This is a genomic window from Mycobacterium sp., from assembly GCF_036490025.1.
Taxonomy (GTDB): domain Bacteria; phylum Actinomycetota; class Actinomycetes; order Mycobacteriales; family Mycobacteriaceae; genus Mycobacterium.
On sequence record NZ_DASXEP010000072.1, the window covers coordinates 32,220 to 55,584 of the forward strand.

Genomic DNA, 23,365 nt, shown 5'->3' on the forward strand with positions numbered 1-23,365 from the left:
GAGGAGCGGATGCTTCGGGTGGTAGCGACTCTTCCGGCGGAGGTGACTCATCGGGAGGGGGCGACTCATCAGGTGGTAGCGACTCATCGGCAGGCGCCGACTCGTCCAGCTAGACAAATCGTCAGCGCTGCTTGACTCCGAGCACCGCGTAGATCTCGTTGCTCATAGCGACGCTGCGTGGGTCGGCGTTGGCTTTGGTGGCGTCGAAGTGATTCATCACGTACGCGTAGCCGATCCGGTTCTCCAGGTCGACGAAGCCGAATGAGCCACCGAGGCCGCCGTGGCCGAAGATCCATGGGTTGGGTCCGTTGACGCAGCGCTGGTTGAGCATGTAGCCCAGGCCCCAACCGTGGTCGGCAACGCGCGGACCGAGCACCAGATCCTTCTCCAGTCCGCCCTGCGGCACCCGGATCAGATCCATGTGCGGGCGGCTGAGCAGTCTCTCCTGCGCCAACGCGTTGTAAAACGTCGCCAACCCCAGCGCCGACACTTGCCCATTGGTTCCTGGGAATTCGAGCTCACGCCATAGGTCCAGATCGTTGGAGCCGACTTCGTCGTCGGGCGCGAACCCCATCGACACGGCCAGGCCGGCCTTCGGGTGCTCGGCCAGCGAGGTGGGGTAGCCGGGAGCTTTGACATCAGCCAGCATTTGGCGGATGTGCGGCTTGGCGACCCTGTCGGCGCAACGATGTTGCTCGGTTCGAGGCAAGCCGATGTGGATCTCGGCCCCGAGCGGCTCGGCGATTTCGGTGCGCAGGTACTGCCCGACGGTGCGACCGGTGACTCGGCGGAACACCTCGCCGAGGATGAACCCGAAGGTCGTCATGTGATAGCCCTGCGCCGTCCCCGGTTCCCACCACGGTTCGGCGGCAGCCAGCCGTTCGCACACCAAATCCCAGTCGGTGACCTGAGTCCAGTCCATCCGCCGGCGGGGCCCGATCACGCCGGACCGGTGGCTCATCACCATGCCGAGGGTGATGGCTTCTTTACCGGCCTGCGCGAACTCGGGCCAGTAGCGCGCCACCGGCGCGTTGAGATCGAGTTCGCCGCGCTCGACGATTTGATGAACGCAGGTGCTGGTCAGGCCTTTGGTGCCGGATAGCACGGTGGACAGCGTGTCCACCCGCCACGGCCGGGTGCCGGCGGCATCGGCCGTGCCGGCCCACAGATTGACGACCAGTTCGCCGTCCACCCAGGCCGCGACCGCCGCACCGATTTCTTTGCCCTGCAGGAAGTTCTGCGCGAACGCGTCGCGCACTCCCTCGAAGCGCGCCGCACACGAGCCGTGGATGTCGATGTCGGCCGTGGCGCCTGGGTGCTGAATAGGTCGGCCTCCTCAGCCTCGCCCGGCCGGCCTGCTTGGCCTCCGGCTGCGTCCATCGGCCGCCGGCCGACGTTGGCCTGTTTGGCATTCACAGCTTAGTCGGCCCCGGTATCCCGCGCCCGGCACGAGCGGGCGACGGGAATCGAACCCGCGTAGCTAGTTTGGAAGACTAGGGCTCTACCATTGAGCTACGCCCGCATGTATTAGTCGAGCGCGACTGTACGTCGCGGCAGACATCAAATCCAAATGTTGTCGACCCGTGACCTGGACGTGAGGCCGCTACAGCGTCGGCGGGGCTTGGCCGTAGGATCGCGAGGTCACCGCGGGGTGTAGCGCAGCTTGGTAGCGCATCCGCTTTGGGAGCGGAAGGCCGCAGGTTCAAATCCTGTCACCCCGACTGGCACGCCACACCCAACTGGCTCGAGCACGACAAGACATCAGTACAACCGAGGAGCGCACGCGTGAAGAGCACCGTCGAGCAGCTGAGCCCCACCCGGGTTCGCATCAACGTAGAGGTGCCTTTCCAGGAGTTGCAGCCAGACTTCGACCGGGCCTACAAGGAGCTCGCCAAGCAGGTGCGGCTCCCCGGCTTCCGTCCGGGCAAGGCCCCGGCCAAGTTGCTGGAGGCGCGCGTCGGTCGCGAGACGATCCTCGACCAGGTCGTCAACGAAGCGTTGCCCAGCCGCTATGGCCAGGCCGTCACCGAATCCGAGGTGCGACCACTCGGCCAGCCCGACATCGAGGTCACCAAGAAGGAATACGGCGAGGAGCTGGTCTTCACCGCCGAGGTCGACGTCCGCCCCGATTTCACGCTGCCGGACCTGAGCGCGCTGAAGATCACCGTCGACCCGATCAAGATCAGCGATGAGGATGTCGACGCCGAACTCCAGTCGCTGCGTGCCCGGTTCGGCACCCTGACCGGAGTCGAGCGGCCGGCCGCGTCCGGCGACTTCGTCTCCATCGACCTGTCGGCCAACATCGACGGCGAGGACCTGCCGGAGGCGGCGACGGAGGGCCTGTCACACGAGGTCGGCTCCGGGAAGCTTGTCGAGGGTCTCGACGACGCGATCATTGGCCTGTCGGCCGGCGAGTCCAAGACTTTCACCACCGAGATGGCCGCCGGTCCGCACGCCGGCAAGCAGGCCGAGGTCACCGTCACCGTCGGCTCGGTCAAAGAACGTGAGTTGCCCGAGCCCGATGACGAATTCGCCCAGCTGGCAAGTGAATTCGACACCATCGACGAATTGCGGGCCAACCTGTCCGAGCAGGTCGGCCGCGTCAAGCGCGTCCATCAGGCCGAGGAGATCCGCACCGCCGCGCTGGAGGCTTTGGTCGACGGCGTCGACATGCCGTTGCCGGAAGCGATCGTGCAGGCTCAGGTCGACAGCGCTCTACACAACGCGCTGCACGGCCTCGACCACGACGAAGCCAAGCTGGCCGAAGCCCTCGACAAGCAGGGCTCCTCGCGCGAGAAATTCGACGCCGACACCCGCGCGGAGGCCGAGAAGGCGATCAAGACGCAACTGCTGCTGGACGCGCTGGCTGACGACCTCGACGTTCAGGTGAGCCAAGAAGACCTCACCGAACGGCTGGTGATGACGTCGCGGCAGTACGGCATCCAACCGCAGGAGCTGCTCGGCTACCTGCAGCAGCAGAACCAGCTGCCGGCGATGTTCGCCGATGTGCGTCGCGGGCGGACCATCGCCGCGGCCGTCGAGGCGGCCACCGTCAAAGACACCGATGGAAACGTCATCGACACCTCCGAGTTCTTCGGCAAGAGCGACCCGCAAGGCCAGGAGACCGACGAGTCCGACGATGACGCTGACGACGCCGCAGCTGTCGACGCCACGGCGTCATCCGAGGACCCGCCGGACGACACGAAGTGACGCTGTGAGCGAACGCGGGGGCTTCGGGGAGTGCGCGATCGCCCCGGTTGGTTAGTGTCGGTGAATATGGAACTCGAGAAAGCAGGTAACCCACTGTGAGCCGTGGGACTGAAATGCGTGCGAGCGCGCAGGGTCTGAACCTCGTCGACTCGGTCTATGAGCGATTGCTCTCCGAGCGGATCATCTTCCTGGGGTCGCAGGTCGATGACGACATCGCCAACCGGATCTGCGCGCAGATTCTGCTGCTCGCGGCCGAAGACGCCACCAAAGACATCGCGCTGTACATCAACTCGCCCGGCGGCTCGATCAGCGCCGGCATGGCGGTCTACGACACGATGGTGCTCGCGCCGTGCGATGTCGCCACCTACGGCATGGGCATGGCGGCGTCGATGGGCCAGTTCCTACTGGCCGCGGGCACCAAGGGCAAGCGTTACGCGTTGCCGCACGCTCGCATCCTGATGCACCAGCCGTTGGGCGGGGTGACCGGGAGCGCCGCCGACATCGCTATCCAGGCCGAGCAGTTCGCGGTCATCAAGCAGGAAATGTTCCGGCTCAACGCCGAATTCACCGGCCAGACGATCGAGCGCATCGTGGCGGACTCGGATCGCGACCGCTGGTTCACTGCCCCCGAAGCCCTGGAATACGGATTCGTCGACCACATCATCACCCGCGCCGAGACCAATGGAGTCACACCATCATGAACCCCGACATCCAACCGCAGGCGCGCTACATCCTGCCGTCGTTCGTCGAGCACTCCAGCTGGGGCGTCAAAGAGTCGAACCCGTACAACAAGCTGTTCGAGGAACGCATCATCTTCCTCGGTGTCCAGGTGGACGACGCTTCGGCCAACGACATCATGGCTCAGCTGCTGGTGCTGGAGTCGCTGGATCCCGACCGCGACATCACCATGTACATCAACTCACCCGGCGGCGGTTTCACCTCGCTGATGGCGATCTACGACACCATGCAGTACGTGCGCGCCGACATCCAGACGGTATGCCTGGGTCAGGCCGCCTCGGCCGCGGCGGTGCTGCTGGCTGCGGGCACGCCGGGTAAGCGCATGGCGCTGCCCAACGCCCGGGTGCTGATTCACCAGCCGTCGCTGTCCGGCGTGATCCAGGGTCAGTTCTCCGACCTGGAGATTCAGGCCGCCGAGATCGAGCGGATGCGCACGCTGATGGAAACGACGCTGGCCCGCCACACCGGCAAGGACGCCGCGACGGTCCGTAAGGACACCGACCGCGACAAGATCCTGACCGCCCAAGATGCGAAGGACTACGGGATCATCGACACCGTGCTGGAGTACCGGAAGCTGTCGGCGTCGACGGCCTGACGGTTACCCGCGCGGGCTAGGTCAGGCCGGCCGCCAGCTCGGCGATGTCGGTCGGACGCACCCGGCAACATCCACCGACCACTCGCGCGCCCGCTGCTACCCACTGCGCAGCCAACGTTGCCGAAAACTGCGACTCACCAAACCAAGCGCGGCGAGCCGGGTCCCAGTGTTCGCCGCTGTTGGGATACACGATCACTGGTTTGCCGGTGCCGACGGCCGGACCGATCGCTGCCAGCACATCTGCTGGTGCGCAGCAATTGACCCCAACCGCAACGATTTCCGGCACCCCGGCCGTCACCGCGAACGCATCGTCGAGTGGCTGGCCGGCCCGGGTGCGCGAACCGGCGATGGTGTAACTCAGCCATGCCGGCACACCCAACGAGCGCACGATGTTCACCAGCGCCTCGGCCTCGTCGGCGTCGGGAATGGTCTCCAATGCGAGCACGTCGGCGCCGGCATCGGCCAGTGCCTCCAGCCGGGGGCGATGCCAGGCCTCCAACTGCGCAACGCTGAGCCCGTAGCGCCCGCGGTATTCGGAGCCGTCGGCGCGTGCGGCGCCGTAGGGCCCCACCGACGCAGCGACCCAGCGTTGCCTGGTGGACGACCCGCTGCGGCCCGCTTCGGCGCGCGCGGCGACGGCGATTTCGACGCTGCGCCGAAGCAATCGCACCGCCTCGTCGCGGCGGATCCCGCGGGCGGCGTAGCCGTCGAAAGACGCCTGATAGCTGGCCGTGGTCGCGATCGTCGCCCCGGCGCGAAAGAACGACAGGTGCGCCGCGGTGACTTCCTCGGGCGCATCGACAAGCAGCCGCGCGGACCACAACGGATCGGACAAGTCGTGGCCGCGCGCCTCGAGCTCGGTCGCCAAGCCGCCGTCGGCGACCAACACGCTATCCTCGGTCACGACGAACCCCACAGGCCTAATGTATTGCTGCCGCGTCGGTCTGCCTCTCAGTCGCATAACGTCCGCGACACGCCAGAGACACGGCGGCGCGTTCAGGCAAGCGTCGGGCCGCCTCAAGCGATATGTTCAGCCCGCACAACACGAATATCACCGACGCGATTCACCTCTATCGGTCGCATCGCCGTGGAGCAAGCGGGTAGCGTCGGGAACTACACGCGACATAGCACAACCAAAACGGTGAACAGGAAGTAGGCCCCCAGCACCATGGCGCGCATCGGAGACGGCGGCGACCTGCTGAAGTGCTCGTTCTGCGGGAAGAGCCAGAAGCAGGTCAAAAAGCTCATTGCGGGGCCTGGCGTGTACATCTGCGATGAATGCATTGATTTGTGCAACGAGATCATCGAAGAGGAACTCGCTGACGCCGACGACGTAAAGCTCGACGAATTGCCCAAGCCCGCCGAGATCCGGGAATTCTTAGAGGGCTACGTCATCGGCCAGGACACCGCCAAGCGGACACTGGCCGTCGCGGTTTACAACCACTACAAGCGAATTCAGGCCGGGGAGAAGGGCCGCGATTCTCGCTCGAGTGAGGCCGTCGAGCTGACCAAGTCCAACATCTTGATGTTGGGACCCACCGGCTGCGGAAAGACCTATCTGGCTCAGACCCTGGCCAAGATGCTCAACGTCCCGTTCGCGATCGCTGACGCCACCGCGCTGACCGAGGCCGGCTACGTCGGTGAAGATGTGGAAAACATTCTGCTCAAGCTGATCCAGGCCGCCGACTATGACGTCAAGCGCGCCGAGACGGGCATCATCTACATCGACGAGGTCGACAAGATCGCCCGCAAGAGCGAGAACCCCTCGATCACCCGTGATGTCTCCGGTGAAGGCGTTCAGCAGGCGCTGCTGAAGATTCTGGAGGGTACCCAGGCGTCGGTGCCGCCGCAGGGCGGGCGCAAGCACCCGCACCAGGAGTTCATCCAGATCGACACGACCAACGTGTTGTTCATCGTGGCGGGCGCATTCGCCGGCCTGGAGAAGATCGTCTCCGATCGCGTCGGCAAGCATGGCTTGGGCTTCGGGGCCGAGGTGCGGTCAAAGGCCGAGATCGACACCACCGACCACTTCGCCGAGGTCATGCCGGAAGACCTGATCAAGTACGGCCTGATCCCCGAATTCATCGGCCGACTGCCGGTGGTCGCCTCGGTGACGAACTTGGACATGGATTCGCTGGTCAAGATCTTGTCCGAGCCGAAGAACGCCTTGGTCAAGCAATACACCCGGCTTTTCGAGATGGACAACGTCGAACTCGAATTCACCCAGGACGCCTTGGAGGCGATTGCCGACCAGGCGATTCACCGCGGCACCGGGGCTCGTGGCCTGCGCGCGATCATGGAAGAGGTTCTGCTGCCGGTGATGTACGACATCCCCAGCCGCGACGACGTCGCCAAGGTCGTGGTGACCAAGGAGACCGTCCAGGACAACGTGCTGCCGACGATCGTGCCGCGCAAGCCAACGCGCACCGAGCGCCGCGACAAGAGCGCGTAGTAACGCCGGCCAGTCCGGTTACCGTTGAGCCTTGCTGACGCGGTACCGGCCCGCGTTTCTCGCGCTCTGGATCTACTGAACTTTTTCCTGGCCGATGTGCGCGACGGCCTTGGTCCGTAGCTGTCGATTTACCTGCTGCTGACACACCACTGGGATCAAGCCTCGATCGGGCTCGTGATGGGGATCGGTGGCATCGCGGCGATCGCGGCGCAGACGCCGGTCGGCGCGATGGTGGACCGCACCACAGCCAAGCGAGCGCTGATCGTCGTCGGGGCGGTGACGGTCACCGCCGGAACGCTGGCCATTCCGCTGTTTCCCCGCTTCTTCGCGATTTCGTTGCTGCAGGCGTTGACCGGGATCGCCGGCTCGGTCTTCGCTCCCGCGCTGGCCGCAATCACGCTGGGCCTCGTCGGGACCCGATCGTTCTCCCGCCGGATCGGACGCAACGAGTCGTTCAACCATGCCCGCGGCCGTCCGCGTTGTCGGCGCTGCTCCGCGATCGCAGATTGCTGATCTTCGGTGCGGCCATGGTCGCCTTCCACCTCGCCAACGCCGCGATGCTGCCGCTGGTTGGACAAGTCCTCGCACTGCAGAACAAAGACGTCGATACCGCGTTGATGTCGACGTGCATTGTGGCCGCACAGTTGGTGATGGTGCCGACGGCGTATTTGGCGGGCGAAGGCGGACAGTTGGGGTCGAAAACCGATCTTTCTGGTTGGATTCGCCTTCCTCACCGCGCGCGGCTTTCTCTACACGCTGTCCGACAACCCCTATTGGCTGGTCGGCGTGCAGATTCTCGACGGTGTCGGAGCGGGGATTTTCGGCGCGCTGTTCCCGCTCGTCGTGCAGGACCTGACGCATGGGACGGGGCGGTTCAACGTCAGCCTGGAGGCGCACTCACCACCGCGTGGGGCGTCGGCGCGGCGCTGTCGAACATCATCGCCGGCCGGATCGTGGTCGCCGCTGGCTACGACGCCGCGTTCATCTCGCTGGGAATTCTCGCCGCGGTGGGCTTGGCGCTGTACGCCGCAGCCATGCCCGAAACCGGCCCCGATGCCGCCACGAACGGCGGGTTGACCCAGGCCGGCGGCCTCCCCCGAACGGGGGAGACGCGGGGGTAGAGGCCCGCTAGCAAATGTTACCCACGCGTAACTATCGTTCTTAGACTTCGCCCGCCGGCAAAAGTGACGAACGCCACACTTTGCCTTCCCGCGCGTTTGCAGCGCGTGTTTGACCTCGTGTTTTGGCCGCGAAGCGGTACCGTGAGGCTATAGACGACTGTCCATCAATCCCTAAGAGAAGTGCAATAATCGGTACTGCCAGTGACATAAAAATCGGTCGAGGCTGCACTCGGGCGGTTCGCGTCGGTTTCAACCACGTGCCGGTGCGGTGAACAGCTATGGAAGGCGGCGACGTGGGTCCGAGTGAAAACGGAGCCAGGTCAGAATCTGATTCAGATTCGCATCGACCCGATGCGACGCTGCCCCGACCGCACAAGCGGGAGAAACTAGAACAAATCGTCATCCGTTTCGCCGGGGACTCCGGCGACGGCATGCAGCTCACCGGCGACCGGTTTACTTCCGAGGCAGCGCTTTTCGGTAATGACCTGGCCACCCAGCCGAACTACCCGGCAGAGATCCGCGCCCCGCAGGGCACTCTGCCCGGCGTCTCGTCGTTCCAGATTCAAATCGCCGACTACGACATCCTGACCGCCGGCGACCGGCCGGACGTGCTGGTCGCGATGAACCCGGCGGCACTGAAAGCCAACATCATCGACCTGCCGATCGGTGGGCTGGTGATCGCGAACTCCGACGAGTTCACCAAACGCAACCTTGCCAAAGTCGGCTACGACAACAACCCACTGGACACCGGGGAGCTGTCCGACTACAAGGTCGAGGCCGTCCCGATGACCACACTGACCCTGGGCGCCGTCGAGGCCATCAGCGCGTCGAAGAAGGACGGCCAGCGCGCCAAGAACATGTTCGCGCTGGGCCTGTTGTCGTGGATGTATGGCCGACCGATCGAAACCAGCGAGCAATTCATCAGGGAGAAGTTCGGTCGCAAGCCCGACGTCGCTGAAGCCAACGTGCTGGCCCTCAAAGCGGGCTGGAACTACGGCGAAACCACCGAGGCCTTCGCCACCACCTACGAAGTTTCACCGGCGAAACTGCCCGCCGGCGAGTACCGCCAGATCTCGGGCAATACCGCGTTGGCCTACGGAATCGTCACCGCCGGTCAGCTGGCCGACCTTCAGGTCGTGTTGGGCAGTTACCCGATCACGCCGGCGTCAGACATCCTGCACGAGCTGTCCAAACACAAGAACTTCAACGTGCTGACCTTCCAGGCCGAGGACGAAATCGGTGGTATCTGCGCCGCATTGGGCGCCTCGTACGGTGGTGCACTCGGAGTCACCAGCACCTCGGGTCCCGGCCTGTCGCTGAAGTCCGAGGCGCTGGGCCTGGCGGTGATGACCGAGCTTCCGCTGATCGTCATCGACGTGCAGCGAGGTGGTCCGTCGACCGGTCTGCCGACCAAGACCGAACAGGCCGATCTGCTGCAGGCGCTCTACGGTCGCAACGGCGAGTCGCCGGTGGCCGTGGTCGCGCCGCGATCACCGTCGGACTGCTTCGACGCGGCCCTGGAAGCGGTGCGTATCGCGGTGTCCTACCACACCCCGGTGATTGTGCTGTCCGACGGCGCGATCGCCAATGGCTCAGAGCCGTGGCGAATTCCGAATGTCGATGCGCTGCAACCGATTCAGCACACCTTCGCCAACCCTGACGAGCCCTTCCAGCCCTATGCTCGCGACCCCGAGACGCTGGCTCGGCTGTTCGCCGTCCCGGGTACTCCCGGTCTCGAACACCGCATCGGTGGGCTGGAATCCGCGAATGGCACCGGAGACATCTCCTATGACCCCGCCAACCACGACCTGATGGTGCGGTTGCGCCAAGCCAAGGTTGACGGGATCTCCGTTCCCGATCTTGAAGTCGACGACCCGACCGGCGACGCCGAGCTGCTGTTGATCGGGTGGGGCAGCTCCTATGGCCCGATCGGGGAAGCCTGCCGGCGTGCGCGGCGCAACGACATCAAGGTCGCCCACGCTCATCTGCGCCACCTGCGGCCGTTCCCGGCGAACCTGGGCGAGGTGCTGCGGCGTTACCCGCAGGTGGTTTGCCCGGAGATGAACCTGGGTCAGCTGGCGCTGTTGCTGCGCGGCAAGTATCTGGTCGACGTGCAATCGGTCACGAAGGTGCAAGGTGTCGCATTCCTGGCCGACGAGGTGGGGCGGTTGATCCGCGCCGCGCTGGGCGGCACGCTGGCCGAAATCGAGCAAGACAAGACGATGGTCGCAAGATTGGCGGCCGCCACGGCTGGAGCGGGAGCTAACGCATGACCGCCAGCGACGATGCAGAGCGAAGCGATGAGGAGGAGCGGCGCATATGACTGACCTGATTGGCGCGGACTTGGGCCTGGCGGACATCTTGTCCAAGCACAGCCGCGTCCCCACCACCGACCAACCGCAGAAGGCCAAGGACTTCACCAGCGACCAGGAAGTCCGCTGGTGCCCAGGGTGCGGCGATTACGTCATCCTCAATACGATGCGAAACTTCCTGCCCGAGTTGGGGTTACGGCGCGAGAACATCGTCTTCGTCAGCGGCATCGGCTGCTCCAGCCGGTTCCCGTACTACCTGGAGACCTACGGTCTGCACTCGATCCACGGCCGGGCGCCGGCTATCGCGACTGGTCTGGCCCTGGCCCGCGAGGACCTCTCGGTCTGGGTGGTCACCGGTGACGGGGACGCGCTGTCGATCGGTGGTAACCACCTGATCCACGCGTTGCGCCGCAACATCAACCTGACCATCCTGCTTTTCAACAACCGGATCTACGGCCTGACCAAGGGCCAATACTCGCCGACTTCTGAGGTCGGCAAGGTGACCAAGTCGACACCGATGGGCTCGCTGGATCAGCCGTTCAACCCGGTATCGCTGGCGCTCGGCGCCGAGGCGAGCTTTGTCGGCCGCGCGCTCGACTCGGACCGCAAGGGCCTGTCCGAAGTGCTGCGGGCCGCCGCTCAGCATCGCGGGTCCGCGCTGGTCGAGATCTTGCAAGACTGCCCGATCTTCAACGACGGCTCGTTCGACGCGCTGCGCAAAGAGGGTGCCGAAGAGCGGGTGATCAACGTCCACCACGGCGAGCCGATCGTTTTCGGCGCCAACGACGACTACTGCGTGGTCCGCTCCGGATTCGGTCTCGAAGTCGCCAAGACCGCCGACGTCAGCGTCGACGAGATCGTGGTGCATGACGCGCACGCCACCGATTCCGCCTACGCGTACGCACTTTCGCGGCTCTCCCAGCAAAACCTCGAGCACACGGTGATGGGTATCTTCCGTCAGGTCGACCGGCCCACCTATGACGACGCGGTGCGTACCCAGATCCGCGCCGCACGCGAGTCCTCGCCGTTCGATCGCGCCGCCTTGCAGTCGTTGTTGCACGGACGCGACACCTGGACTGTGAACTGAGGTGGCTGCTGCGGGTACGCCGGCTTCGTTAGCCGGCGTGGTGCTGGCGGGCGGCGCATCGCTGCGTGATGGTCGGGACAAGTCTCTGAAGCCGGTCCCCGCAGCCCTGTCAGGCTCTCAACGACACGCCACGATGGTCGAGCATGTCGTGCACATCGTCGGACAGCGTTGTCACCCGGTTTTCGTGGTCGCCGCGCCGGGGCAGTGGCTGCCCGAGCTACCAGCGCGCGTCGTACGCGACGATGTGCGCGGAGTGGGCCCGCTACTGGCGATCGCACGCGGGTTGCATGCCGCCGCCGAAGCCGGTGCCGAACGGGCGTTCCTCTGCACGGTCGACGTACCGTTCCTCACCGCCGACGTGATCGATGCGGTCGCGGCCCGAGCAGCCGAGGTCGACGCGGACATCGTGTTGCCGTGGGACGGCAGCAATCATTATCTGGCCGCGGTGTATCGAACCGGATTGGCCGCGCAGATCGATGATCTCGTCGCTGCGGGTGAGCGCAACATCCCAGCGTTGGTCCATCGGGTCGATTCCCAACGAGTCGTGATTGCCGACTCCCGTCCGCCTGCCGACGTCAGGCCGGCAGCCGGTGTGCGCAGCCTGCTGCGCATCGGGCGCTAAATCATCCGAACCGCCGTTGTTGGCGAGTTGCACTAGTCGGCGGCGACGCTTGTCGCGAAATAGTCGATTGGAATTTTTGCGGGTCAAAATTTGCGAGTTTTATTTGCCTAGAAGACATGTGACTTATTCGGCCGGATACGGTTGCGGCGCAACTTCGTTCATCTGAAGTGATGGCTGGCGCCTTTTCGTATTGCATTGTGGCAGTTGGTTGGTCGAGCATACGACGATGATATTGATGACACCGGTATTGGAGTGTCCAGTCCACGACCGAATTCGCCGGAAAGCCGGCAACCGTCCGCTTGCGCCTGTCAAAATCGTTGCACGACAACCTGTTTCGTACCGGCTGTGCTTTCCTGACACCCGCGCGAGGACAAACCGCAAACGAAACGCCCGGGTTGACTTGTGATCTTGATAACGTTTTACCCGCAGCAGCGGGCGGTCGGGTGGGTGTGTTCGGTGGGCTCCGTCCCGGCCCGGGCGCGTGGCGCAGCTCACGAAAAGTGCGTGATTTGACTCACCATCCAGCTCTCGATCAAAGAACCGACGACAGCGACAAAGGCGTGTTTGACCTGGCGATCAATTAGCTGTGGTGACCGTGATCGGACCGAGATCGGCCCGAGATGTCGGCGTGTCACGAGATGACGAATGCAATGCGTTCTCGTACGGTCGCTTCCGGCCTGCAAAGGCAAAAAAATCGAATCCACGGACCCGCGTGTGAGCGGGGGCTGCGGACGGCGACGACGCCCCCGTATAGCTGCCGGGCATCAGCCCGGCCGGCATTTCATGTCCCTGCTGTCGTGCCTGAACGAGACGGCGCGATTCGAAGCATCAAACCCGCCGAGAAATCGGCATCCGCCCATATCGCTGGGCTTGCTTCGGCGCGCGCACCCGCGAAAGGAACGATCTTGAAGAACGTCCGCCAGACGCTCAGCATGGCTGCGCTCACCGGAGTGCTCGCTGCGGCCCCGCTGACCTTGTCGACCGCGATCGCCTCCGCAGACTACGAGCGGGTCACCCCGAACGTGCCGTCTACACCGTTCGAGCTGGCCGGGTTTGTGCCGGCGCCGGACGCACCGCCCGCTCCGGATGCGCCGGACGCGCCGCCGGCACCGGCTGACCTCCCGCCGGCACCGGATGCTCCGCCGGCCCCGGATGCACCGGCGGCCCCAGCCCCGGACGCTCCGCCGCCACCGGCTGACCTCCCGCCGCCACCGGCTGACCTCCCGCCGGCCCCGGATGCACCACCGGCCCCAGCCCCGGACGCGCCTCCTGCTCCCGACGCGCCGCCCCCGCCGGATGCGCCTGCGCCCGCCAACGACGCGCCGGCTCCCGAGCAGGCTCCTGCGCCGGTGAAAAGGGCCTACAGCGTCAACTGGGACGCGATCGCTTCGTGCGAGTCCGGTGGCAACTGGGGCATCAGCACCGGTAACGGCTACTCCGGTGGTCTGCAGTTCACCCCGAGCACTTGGCGTGCCAACGGTGGCTCGGGTTCCGCGAACGGCGCGAGCCGTGACGAGCAGATCCGGGTGGCGGAAAACGTGCTGCACTCCCAGGGCATCGGCGCCTGGCCGGTGTGCGGCCGTCGCGGCTGACCAAAGCATCACCCACTGACGGCGGTGGTCGGGCTCAGGCCCACCACCGCCTTCGGTGTCTTTGGGGTTAAAGGTCGAATATCAGCAGAGTGCTGGTCGCGGTGGCCACGGCCTTGCCCGCAGCGTCGGTCACGACGCCCTCGGTGAAGCCCACCCGTGCACCCGACTTCACCACGGTCCCGGTAGCGCTCAACGGTCCGGCATCAAGGCGGACCGGCTTCAGATAATTCACCTTGATCTCGATGGATGTGTATCCCTTGCCGACGGGCAGCGTGCTGTGCAGCGCCAGCCCGGCGACCGAGTCGAGGATCGTGCACACCAGGCCGCCGTGGATGGCGCCGTTGGGGTTGTACATCGATGCGTCGGGCCGGCAGGTGAAAACGACTTTGCCGGGCTCGACGTCGACCAGATCGAACTGCATGAGCACGGCCATCGGGGGTGGCGGAAGCTCGCGGGCGATCATCGCCTTGAGATAGTCGATCCCGGGCATGGCCAGGCCGCGCGCAGCGGTGGAGGCCGGGTCGTGCCAGGTGACTGTCCGTGATTGTGGTTGGCCCCAATCTTCGTATTCCGTCGCCGCATCTTTGCCCGCCGTAGTCATCGTGCCCTTTCTGCTTGCTGCGTGGTCTTCGCCCATCGGTAGCGGTCACGGCCCGGATCGTTCGGGTCGACCGCATGGTCGCGTCCCCAAACCAGCAGCGCATCCAGCACCGGAAGCAGTGCGCGGCCAGAGTCGGTGAGCTGGTAGTCGAATCGCGGTGGCGCCGTTTGATAGGGAACGCGCCGGATCACCCCGGCCGCGTCCAACGCCTTGATCCGGGCTGCGACCCGATCCCGGGGTGCGCCGGTGCCCCGGACGATGTCCTGGAAGCGGCCATTGCCCAATGCCAACTCGCGGACGATCAACAATGCCCAGCGTTCACCCACCACCTCCAGGGCGGCGGCGATCGGACAGCACCGGCCGGGCAAATCGTCCAGTGCGACGCGTGGCATGAACAGCAGCATGTCATCTCAAAGTTTGAAAATCAAACTTCAGTGTCGGTTCACCGTGGGCAGCGCGCCCCGAGCCGCGCTGTGTGTTACCAACGATTCATGACCGCAACGGCATTCGACAACCTCGACGACTACCTGGCGCTGGCGCGTGTCACCGGCCTCGCCGTAGCCGCGGACGGGTCACGGGTAGTGACCATGGTTGCCGAACTCAACGACAAGCGCACCGAACACGTTTGCGCCATTTGGGAAATCGATCCGGCCGGCCAACGACCCGCACGCCGACTCACCCGCAGCGCCAACGGGGACTCGTCGCCGGCATTCACCGTCGACGGCGACTTGCTGTTCATCTCGTCGCGACCTGGCGCCGAGCACACCGATGACGGCAAGAAGCCGCCCGTATCGTTGTGGCGGCTGCCCGCGGGTGGCGGCGAGGCCGTCGAGGTGTTGAGCACGCCCGGTGGGATCAGCGGGGTGCGCGCCGCACGAAGCGCCGACGCGGTCGTCATCGCGGCCCCGTTGCTGCCGGCGGCCCACGACCTGGACGACGATCGGCGCCTGCGCGATCTGCGCAAGGACGGCCAGGTGACGGCGATCCTGCACTCGGACTATCCAGTGCGCTTCTGGAACAAGGACATCGGCCCGGATGAACCGCACCTTCTCGACGCGGCGGGGGCGCGCGATCTGACGCCGAGCCCCGGTGTGGCGCTGCTGGAATCGGGATTCGATATTAGCGCCGACGGCAGCTTCCTGGTGACGGCGTGGCGCCTCTCCGGCCCCGGACCCACTCAACGGTCGGTGCTGATGCGGGTCGACCTGGCTTCCGGCGAGCGGCGCGTGATCGCTGAGGATTCAGACGCCAGCCTCGAACAGCCGGTGATCTCGCCAGATGGGGCGGCGGTTGCCTTCACCCGGGACACCATTTCCACCCCCGAGTGCGCTCCACGAATGACGTTGCAATGCTTACGATTCGGCGATCGAGTTCGATCGGTCGCCGACACATGGGATCGACGCCCGAACTCGCTGACCTGGTCCAGCGACGGCGCGGCACTGATCGTCACGGCCGACCAGAACGGCCGGGCACCGATATTCGTCGTAGAGCTGGCGACGTCGACCGTCACCCAGCTCACCGATGACGATTTCGGCTACACGGATGTCGTCGCCGCGCCCGGCGGCGTGCTGTACGCATTGCGCAGCTCCTATGCGACGCCGCCACATCCGGTGCGTGTTGATCCCGGTGGCGCCATCACGGCGCTGCCCTGCATCGACTTGCCAACGCTGCCAGGCACTTTGACCGAGATGGCCGCGACCGCCGCGGACGGTACGACGGTGCGGTCGTGGTTGGTGCTGCCTGAAGACCATGCGCCGGCGCCGCTTCTGCTGTGGGTTCACGGCGGTCCGTTGGGCAGTTGGAACAGCTGGGCCTGGCGATGGAACCCATGGCTGATGGCCGCCCAGGGTTACGCGGTGCTGCTACCCGACCCGGCACTGTCGACCGGCTACGGACAAGACTTCATCCAGCGCGGCTGGGGAGCATGGGGCGGGCCGCCGTTCGACGATTTGATGACGGCGACCGACGCGGCGTGTGGACATCCGCGCATCGACGCGACTCGGATCGCGGCGATGGGCGGGTCTTTCGGTGGATACATGGCCAACTGGATAGCGGGTCACACCAACCGGTTTGCGGCCATCGTGACCCACGCCAGCCTGTGGGCGCTCGACCAATTCGGGCCGACCACCGACACGGCCTATTACTGGCGCCGGGAGATGACGCCGCGAATGACCGCCGATAACTCGCCGCACCATTTCGTCGACCACATCGACACGCCGATGCTGGTCATACACGGCGACAAGGACTACCGGGTGCCGATCGGCGAGGGCCTGCGGCTCTGGTATGAGCTGCTGGCCTCCTCGGCGCTGCCGGCCGCCGAAGACGGCAGCAGCCCGCACCGCTTCCTGTATTTCCCGTCCGAGGACCACTGGGTCATCGCGCCGCAACACACGAAGATCTGGTACCAGGTGGTGATCGCCTTCCTGGCCGAGCATGTGCTGGGGGAGAGCGCCGAATGGCCGGAGACGCTCGGAGTAGCGTCGCGGCCGTGACTGCAACGCGCGAATTCGACATCGTCTTGTACGGCGCAACCGGCTTCGTGGGCAAGTTGACCGCTGAATACCTGGCCCGGGCCGGCGGCAACGTCCGGATCGCGCTGGCCGGCCGTTCAACCGATCGGCTGGTGGCGGTCCGCGAGACGCTGGGCGAGTCAGCACAGTCCTGGCAGGTTCTGACGGCGGACGCCTCGTCGCCCTCGACGCTGGCTGCCATGGCCGCCCGGACGCAGGTGGTCATCACCACCGTCGGCCCCTACACCCGATACGGGCTGCCGCTGGTCGCCGCATGCGCGGCGGCGGGCACCGATTACGCCGACCTGACCGGCGAGCCGCCGTTCGTTCGCAACAGCATCGACCTGTACCACAAGCAGGCCCTCGACACCGGCGCCCGGATCGTGCATGCGTGTGGATTCGACTCCATCCCTTCGGATCTCACCGTGTATGCGCTATATCGCCGTGCGCTCGAAGACGACAGTGGCGAGCTCGGCAATACCGACTTCGTCGTTCGCGGGTTCTCCGGTGGGTTCTCCGGCGGCACCATCGCCTCAGGGGTTGAGGTGTTCACCACCGTCTCCAGCGACGCCGACGCGCGTCGCCAGTTCGCCGATCCCTACACGCTGAGCCCCGACCGCGGTGCGGAGCCCGAACTCGGTGCGCAGCCCGATTTGCGCCGGCGCCGCGGCGGCCAGATCGCGCCGGAGCTGACCGGCCTGTGGACGGCCGGCTTCGCGATGGCGCCAACCAACACCCGAATCGTGCGACGCAGCAACGCATTACAAGACTGGGCGTACGGTAGGCGGTTCCGGTACAGCGAACACATGAGCCTGGGTTCGTCGGCCGTGGCGCCGTTGACCTCCACCGTCATCAACGGGGTCGGCAACGCGGTGTCGGCACTGGGCAGTCGCTACTTCCGGCTGCTGCCACGCCGACTGGTCGACCGGGTGTTGCCCAAACCCGGGACCGGCCCCAGTGCGGCCGCTCGTGAGCGCGGCTTTTACAAAGCGGAGACGTACACGACGACGACCTCCGGCGCCCGTTACGTCGCCACCATGGCCCAACAGGGCGACCCCGGATACAAGGCCACCTCGGTGCTGTTGGGCGAGAGCGGGCTGGCTTTGGCGATGGATCGCGAAGCGCTCTCGGAACTGCATGGTGTGCTGACACCGGCGGCGGCCATGGGTGACGCGTTACTGGCGCGCTTCCCGGCCGCCGGGGTCCGGCTGGAGACTGCGCGGTTGATGCACCGCTGACGCCGCGCTGCGCTGCGCGATCTGCTCTGCAAAGAACCGCTGTCGGACAAGATCAGCTGGGCTAGTGTCAGAACTGAACCAAACCAAACCATTCCAGCAACGTTAGGTGGACGGGTCCATGTCTGGCCTTGAAGATCTTCTGTCTCAGATTCCCACGGGTGACATTGCAAGCAAGATCGGCGTCGACGAATCCGAAGTCAACAAGGCGGTGCAACTGCTGGTACCGGTGCTGGTCGGCGGGTTGCACGAGAACGCGCAAGACCCCGAGCACGCCAGCAACATCGAGTCCGCGGCCGACAACCACGCCGCCAGTGGCCTGCTCGACGGTGGGGTGAAGTTCGACCAGGTCGATCAGCAGGATGGTCAACAGGCCATCGCGAAGATCTTCGGCGGCAACGATGTCACCCAGGTCGCCAATGCGCTGGCCGGCGGCGGCGGGGGTAACAGCGATCTGCTGAAGCAGCTGCTGCCGATCCTGGCTCCGATCGTCCTGGCCTACGTCGGAAAGCAGCTGGGCCAAAAGGGCGCACCGGCCAAGGAGGAGGCTGGCTCCGGAGGCGCGCTCAACGACGTGCTGGGCAGCATTCTCGGTGGAATGGCCGGCGGCAACAAATCGCTGGGCAGCGTATTGGGCAATGCGCTGGGCTCCAAGGCGGGCGACATCCTCGGCGGATTGTTCGGCAAGAAGTAGTAGTCGGTGCCGCCCGGCATGGGCGGTGTTCGTTGTTGCCCCCGGTGCTTTCTAGACTTGACGGGTGACCGCAAGCCCAGAACGCGCCGCAGACAAGCGGGCTGACGACCTGCCCAAGGCGTGGGATCCGGGTGCGGCCGAGAGCTCGATATATCAGCGCTGGCTGGATGCCGGTTACTTCGCCGCCGATCCCGCCAGCGCGAAACCCGGATATTCGATCGTGCTGCCGCCGCCCAACGTGACCGGCAGCCTGCATATGGGCCACGCACTCGAGCACACCATGATGGACGCCCTGACCCGTCGCAAGCGCATGCAGGGCTACGAAGTGCTGTGGCAGCCCGGCATGGACCATGCGGGGATCGCCACCCAGAGCGTCGTCGAAAAGCAGCTCGCTCTCGACGGCAAGACCAAAGAAGACTTCGGCCGCACGCTGTTCATCGACAAGGTGTGGGACTGGAAGCGGGAATCGGGCGGCGCCATCGGCGGGCAGATGCGCCGGCTCGGCGACGGCGTGGACTGGAACCGCGAGCGCTTCACCATGGACGACGGTCTGTCGCGGGCGGTGCGCACGATCTTCAAGCGGCTCTACGACGCCGGGCTGATCTATCAGGCCGAGCGGCTGGTCAATTGGTCGCCGGTATTGGAAACGGCGATATCGGATCTTGAGGTCCGCTACGAAGATGTCGAAGGCGAACTGGTGTCGTTCCGCTACGGCTCGCTGGACGACTCGCAGCCGCACATCGTGGTGGCCACCACCCGGGTAGAGACGATGCTCGGCGACACCGCGATCGCGGTGCACCCCGACGACGACCGCTACCGGGGACTGGTGGGCGCCACGCTGCCGCATCCGCTCCTGGACCGTCAGATCATCGTCGTCGCCGACGACCACGTCGATCCTGAATTCGGCACCGGCGCAGTCAAAGTCACCCCCGCGCATGACCCGAACGACTTCGAGATGGGGCTACGTCATCAGTTGCCGATGCCGTCGATCATGGACACCAAGGGCCATATCGTCGGCACCGGAACGCAATTCGACGGCATGGACCGTTTCGACGCGCGTGTCGCCGTGCGCCAAGCCCTGGCGGCGCAGGGCAGAATCGTCGCCGAGAAGCGCCCCTACCTGCACAGCGTGGGGCACTCGGAACGCAGCGGGGAGCCGATCGAGCCGCGGCTGTCGCTGCAGTGGTGGGTCCGAGTCGAATCGCTGGCCAAAGCCGCCGGCGACGCGGTGCGCAACGGGGACACCGTGATTCACCCTGCCAGCCTGGAGCCGCGCTGGTTCGGCTGGGTCGACGACATGCACGACTGGTGCATCTCGCGGCAGTTGTGGTGGGGTCACCGTATTCCGATCTGGTACGGGCCGGACGGTCAGCAGATTTGCGTGGGTCCGGACGAGACGCCGCCCGACGGCTGGGAGCAGGATCTCGACGTCCTGGACACCTGGTTCTCCTCGGCGCTGTGGCCGTTCTCCACGCTGGGCTGGCCGGACCAGACGCCCGATTTGGAAAAATTCTATCCGACAAGCGTTTTGGTGACCGGATACGACATTTTGTTCTTCTGGGTGGCCCGCATGATGATGTTCGGGACATTCATTGGCGCAGATGAAGCCATCACGCTGAACGGCGCCCGCGGCCCGCAGGTGCCGTTCACCGACGTCTTTTTGCACGGGCTGATCCGCGACGAGTCCGGCCGAAAGATGAGTAAGTCCAAGGGCAACGTCATCGATCCGTTGGACTGGCTGGACGTCTACGGCGCGGATGCGCTGCGGTTCACATTGGCCCGCGGCGCCAGTCCCGGCGGCGATCTCAGCGTCGGCGAAGACCACGTCCGGGCGTCACGCAACTTCGTCACCAAGCTGTTCAATGCCACCCGGTTCGCACTGCTCAACGGCGCAGCCTTGGATCCGTTGCCGGAGAACAACGAGCTGACCGATGCCGACCGCTGGATCCTGGGCCGGCTGGAAGAAGTTCGCGCCGAAGTTGATTCGGCCTTCGACTGCTACGAGTTCAGCCGGGCATGCGAAGCGCTCTACCACTTCACCTGGGACGAATTCTGCGACTGGTACCTCGAATTGGCCAAGACGCAGGTTGCCGACGGACTCTCGCACACCACTGCTGTGCTGGCCGCCGCGCTGGACACCCTGCTGCGCCTGCTGCACCCGGTGATCCCGTTCGTCAGCGAAGCGCTCTGGCAGGCGCTGACCGGTCAGAAGTCCCTTGTCATTGCCGATTGGCCGGCGGGCTCCGGAATCGACACGAACCCCGTTGCGGCACAGCGGATCACCGATATGCAGAAACTGGTCACCGAAATTCGCCGGTTCCGTAGTGATCAGGGACTGGCCGACCGGCAGAAGGTGCCGGCGCGGCTGTCCGGCATCGACACCGCCGACCTGAGCACCCAGGTCGGCGCCGTCACCTCGCTCGCGTGGTTGACCGATCCCGAGGCGGAGTTCAGCCCCTCGGCGTCATTGGAGGTCGGGTTCAAAGGTGGCATCGTGGTCGTCGAGCTGGATACCTCGGGCACCATCGACGTGGCCGCCGAGCGTCGCCGCCTGGAAAAGGACCTGGCCGCCGCGCAGAAGGAATTAGCTTCTACCACAGCAAAATTGGGGAACATGGACTTCATCGCCAAAGCGCCGCCCGCCGTCGTCGACAAGCAACGGGAGCGTCAACGGGTGGCGCGCGAGGATGCTGACCGGATAACGGCCAGGCTGGCCGGGCTGCAGTGACCCTGGAGCCTGACGACTCAGGAGCCGCCGACCTGGCTCCTCCCACCCCGGACGAGATCGCGGCACTGCTACAGGTCGAGCATCTCCTCGACCAGCGCTGGCCGGAAACCAAGATCGAGCCCAGCCTCACGCGCATCTCGGCGCTGATGGACCTACTCGGCTCACCGCAGCGCAGCTACCCGTCGATCCACATCGCCGGGACCAACGGCAAAACCTCGGTGGCGCGGATGGTCGATGCCTTGCTGACCGCTCTGCAACGGCGCACCGGGCGCACCACCAGCCCGCATCTGCAGTCTGCGGTGGAGCGCATCGCGATCGACGGAAAGCCGATCAGCCCGGCGACCTACGTGGCGACCTACGCCGAACTCGAGCCGTTTGTGCAGCTGGTCGACCAACAGTCGCACGACAGCGGCGGTCCGGCCATGAGCAAGTTCGAGGTTCTCACCGCGATGGCGTATGCGGCATTCGCCGATGCCCCGATCGAGGTGGCCGTCGTCGAAGTAGGCCTGGGCGGGCGATGGGACGCCACCAACGTGATCGACGCTCCGGTCGCGGTCATCACACCGATCAGCATCGACCACGTCGAATACCTCGGCGAGGACATCGCCGGCATTGCGGATGAAAAGGCCGGCATCATCCACAAAGCCGACGACGACGCTCCGGACAGCGTGGCGGTCATCGGTCGCCAGGTGCCCGAGGCGATGGAGGTCGTGCTGGCCCAGACCGTACGTGCCGATGCCGCTGTCGCGCGCGAGGATTCAGAGTTCGCGGTGTTGAGCCGTACGGTCGCGATCGGTGGCCAGCTGCTCGAACTGCAGGGCCTCGGCGGGGTGTACTCCGACCTGTTTCTGCCGCTGCACGGCGAACATCAAGCGCACAATGCGGCCATCGCGCTGGCCGCGGTCGAGGCGTTCTTCGGTGCCGGCGCGCAGCGTCAACTCGATGTCGATGCGGTGCGGGCCGGGTTCGCCGCAGTGACCAGCCCCGGCCGGCTGGAGCGGATGCGCAGCGCACCAACGGTATTCGTCGATGCTGCGCACAACCCCGCGGGTGCGGCGGCGCTGGCGCAGACGCTGGCTGAGGAATTTGATTTCCGGTTCCTGGCCGGCGTGGTCAGCGTGATGGGAGACAAAGACGTCGGCGGCATTCTGGCCGCGCTCGAGCCGGTGTTTGATCGAATCGTGGTCACTCACAACGGATCACCGCGAGCCTTGGATGTGGAGTCGCTGGCGTTGGCCGCGGAGCAGTATTTCGGACCCGACCGGGTGATCACCGCCGAGAACATGCGCGACGCCATCGACACCGCCACCGCGCTGATCGACGACGCCGATGCCGAGGACGAGGCGTTCTCCGGAACCGGTGTCGTCATCACCGGTTCGGTGGTCACCGCCGGCGCCGCACGCTCGCTGTTTGGTCGTGACCCCGCGTGACGTCCCCCGCCCAACCGCCCGAAGGGCCGAAGCCCGACCCGTGGAAAAGCTTTCGCGGGGTCACGGCCGGCACACTGATCCTGGAGGCGATCGTGGTGCTGCTGGCGCTGCCGGTGGTCGGGACGGTCGGCGGGGGGCTGACCGCGGGCGCCCTGACATACCTGGTGGGACTGGCGGTGGTGCTGATCCTGCTCGCCGGACTGCAGGGCCGGTCCTGGGCCATCTGGGCGGACCTTGCTGTGCAGCTGATACCGATCGCGGGCTTCGTCATCTACCCGGGCGTGGGTTTCATCGGCTTGCTGTTCGCCGCGGTGTGGGCGCTGATTATCTACGTCCGTGCTGAAGTCCGGCGCCGGGAGAGACTCGGACTGCTTCCAGGTCAAGACGGGCCGCCGGACTGATCCGCTGTCCTCGGCCCGCGGCGTTGGTTCGGTACGC

The 23,365-nt window shown here is 65.6% G+C and carries 18 protein-coding genes, 2 tRNA genes and 1 pseudogene; 16 read left to right on the top strand and 5 right to left on the bottom strand.

The window, feature by feature from the left end; genetic code table 11:
• Nucleotides 1-121: 121 nt before the first annotated feature.
• Complete coding sequence (locus tag VGG53_RS08190) at nt 122-1,297, bottom strand: serine hydrolase domain-containing protein (protein WP_331517590.1); 1,176 nt, start codon at nt 1,295-1,297, stop codon at nt 122-124.
• Between the two features lie 154 nt (nt 1,298-1,451).
• A tRNA-Gly gene (locus VGG53_RS08195) sits at nt 1,452-1,522 on the bottom strand.
• Between the two features lie 125 nt (nt 1,523-1,647).
• Here VGG53_RS08195 and VGG53_RS08200 point away from each other — a divergent pair.
• The 4 genes from VGG53_RS08200 (at nt 1,648) to clpP2 (ending at nt 4,543) form a co-directional block, all read left to right on the top strand.
• Nucleotides 1,648-1,721: transfer RNA gene (locus VGG53_RS08200), tRNA-Pro, on the top strand.
• Between the two features lie 64 nt (nt 1,722-1,785).
• Nucleotides 1,786-3,210 (top strand): trigger factor, encoded by a 1,425-nt coding sequence (gene tig / locus VGG53_RS08205; protein WP_331517548.1) that lies wholly within the window; start codon nt 1,786-1,788, stop codon nt 3,208-3,210.
• Between the two features lie 95 nt (nt 3,211-3,305).
• Nucleotides 3,306-3,911 (top strand): ATP-dependent Clp protease proteolytic subunit, encoded by a 606-nt coding sequence (locus tag VGG53_RS08210; protein WP_331517549.1) that lies wholly within the window; start codon nt 3,306-3,308, stop codon nt 3,909-3,911.
• Nucleotides 3,908-4,543: an ATP-dependent CLP protease proteolytic subunit ClpP2 gene (gene clpP2, locus VGG53_RS08215; RefSeq protein WP_331517550.1), complete on the top strand. Its 636-nt coding sequence runs from the start codon at nt 3,908-3,910 to the stop codon at nt 4,541-4,543. Before VGG53_RS08210 ends, clpP2 begins: the two co-directional genes overlap by 4 nt.
• Before the next feature lie 16 nt (nt 4,544-4,559).
• Here the strand turns inward: clpP2 and mmuM are convergent, their stop codons facing one another.
• Entirely contained in the window at nt 4,560-5,504 is a 945-nt protein-coding gene (gene mmuM / locus VGG53_RS08220) for a homocysteine S-methyltransferase (protein WP_414688916.1), read from the bottom strand.
• Nucleotides 5,505-5,711: 207 nt separating this feature from the next.
• Between mmuM and clpX the strand changes: the two genes are divergently transcribed.
• The 6 genes and pseudogenes from clpX to VGG53_RS08250 all read left to right on the top strand — a co-directional run bounded on the left by clpX (nt 5,712) and on the right by VGG53_RS08250 (nt 13,729).
• Nucleotides 5,712-6,995, top strand: coding sequence for an ATP-dependent Clp protease ATP-binding subunit ClpX (gene clpX / locus VGG53_RS08225; RefSeq protein WP_331517551.1), 1,284 nt, complete (start codon nt 5,712-5,714; stop codon nt 6,993-6,995).
• 24 nt (nt 6,996-7,019) lie between these two features.
• Nucleotides 7,020-8,116: pseudogene (locus tag VGG53_RS08230) on the top strand (MFS transporter).
• A gap of 293 nt (nt 8,117-8,409) precedes the next feature.
• Nucleotides 8,410-10,389, top strand: coding sequence for a 2-oxoacid:acceptor oxidoreductase subunit alpha (locus VGG53_RS08235; protein WP_414688917.1), 1,980 nt, complete (start codon nt 8,410-8,412; stop codon nt 10,387-10,389).
• A 46-nt stretch (nt 10,390-10,435) separates the two neighbouring features.
• A complete protein-coding gene (locus VGG53_RS08240; RefSeq protein WP_331517553.1) occupies nt 10,436-11,515 on the top strand; it encodes a 2-oxoacid:ferredoxin oxidoreductase subunit beta in 1,080 nt (359 codons plus the stop codon).
• Nucleotide 11,516: 1 nt separating this feature from the next.
• Nucleotides 11,517-12,137 (top strand): molybdenum cofactor guanylyltransferase, encoded by a 621-nt coding sequence (mobA, locus tag VGG53_RS08245; protein ID WP_331517554.1) that lies wholly within the window; start codon nt 11,517-11,519, stop codon nt 12,135-12,137.
• Nucleotides 12,138-13,042: 905 nt separating this feature from the next.
• Nucleotides 13,043-13,729: a transglycosylase family protein gene (locus VGG53_RS08250; protein WP_331517555.1), complete on the top strand. Its 687-nt coding sequence runs from the start codon at nt 13,043-13,045 to the stop codon at nt 13,727-13,729.
• Between the two features lie 67 nt (nt 13,730-13,796).
• Here the strand turns inward: VGG53_RS08250 and VGG53_RS08255 are convergent, their stop codons facing one another.
• Nucleotides 13,797-14,330 (bottom strand): PaaI family thioesterase, encoded by a 534-nt coding sequence (locus VGG53_RS08255; protein WP_331517556.1) that lies wholly within the window; start codon nt 14,328-14,330, stop codon nt 13,797-13,799.
• Nucleotides 14,327-14,722 carry a helix-turn-helix domain-containing protein gene (locus VGG53_RS08260; protein WP_331517557.1) on the bottom strand — a complete coding sequence of 132 codons (396 nt, stop codon included), beginning with the start codon at nt 14,720-14,722 and terminating at the stop codon, nt 14,327-14,329. Before VGG53_RS08260 ends, VGG53_RS08255 begins: the two co-directional genes overlap by 4 nt.
• 99 nt (nt 14,723-14,821) lie before the next feature.
• On the opposite strand from VGG53_RS08260, the gene VGG53_RS08265 reads away from it, so the two are divergent.
• The 6 genes from VGG53_RS08265 (at nt 14,822) to VGG53_RS08290 (ending at nt 23,328) form a co-directional block, all read left to right on the top strand.
• A complete protein-coding gene (locus tag VGG53_RS08265) occupies nt 14,822-16,822 on the top strand; it encodes a S9 family peptidase (protein ID WP_331517559.1) in 2,001 nt (666 codons plus the stop codon).
• Nucleotides 16,819-18,078, top strand: a complete 1,260-nt coding sequence (locus tag VGG53_RS08270; protein WP_331517560.1) for a trans-acting enoyl reductase family protein — start codon at nt 16,819-16,821, stop codon at nt 18,076-18,078. The genes VGG53_RS08265 and VGG53_RS08270 overlap by 4 nt, the downstream gene beginning before the upstream one ends.
• Before the next feature lie 118 nt (nt 18,079-18,196).
• On the top strand, nt 18,197-18,769 hold the full coding sequence (locus VGG53_RS08275; RefSeq protein WP_331517561.1) for a DUF937 domain-containing protein: 573 nt from the start codon (nt 18,197-18,199) through the stop codon (nt 18,767-18,769).
• Between the two features lie 64 nt (nt 18,770-18,833).
• On the top strand, nt 18,834-21,497 hold the full coding sequence (locus VGG53_RS08280; protein ID WP_331517562.1) for a valine--tRNA ligase: 2,664 nt from the start codon (nt 18,834-18,836) through the stop codon (nt 21,495-21,497).
• On the top strand, nt 21,494-22,927 hold the full coding sequence (gene folC, locus VGG53_RS08285) for a bifunctional tetrahydrofolate synthase/dihydrofolate synthase (RefSeq protein WP_331517563.1): 1,434 nt from the start codon (nt 21,494-21,496) through the stop codon (nt 22,925-22,927). Before VGG53_RS08280 ends, folC begins: the two co-directional genes overlap by 4 nt.
• A complete protein-coding gene (locus VGG53_RS08290) occupies nt 22,924-23,328 on the top strand; it encodes a DUF4233 domain-containing protein (RefSeq protein ID WP_331517564.1) in 405 nt (134 codons plus the stop codon). The genes folC and VGG53_RS08290 overlap by 4 nt, the downstream gene beginning before the upstream one ends.
• Nucleotides 23,329-23,365 lie beyond the last annotated feature (37 nt).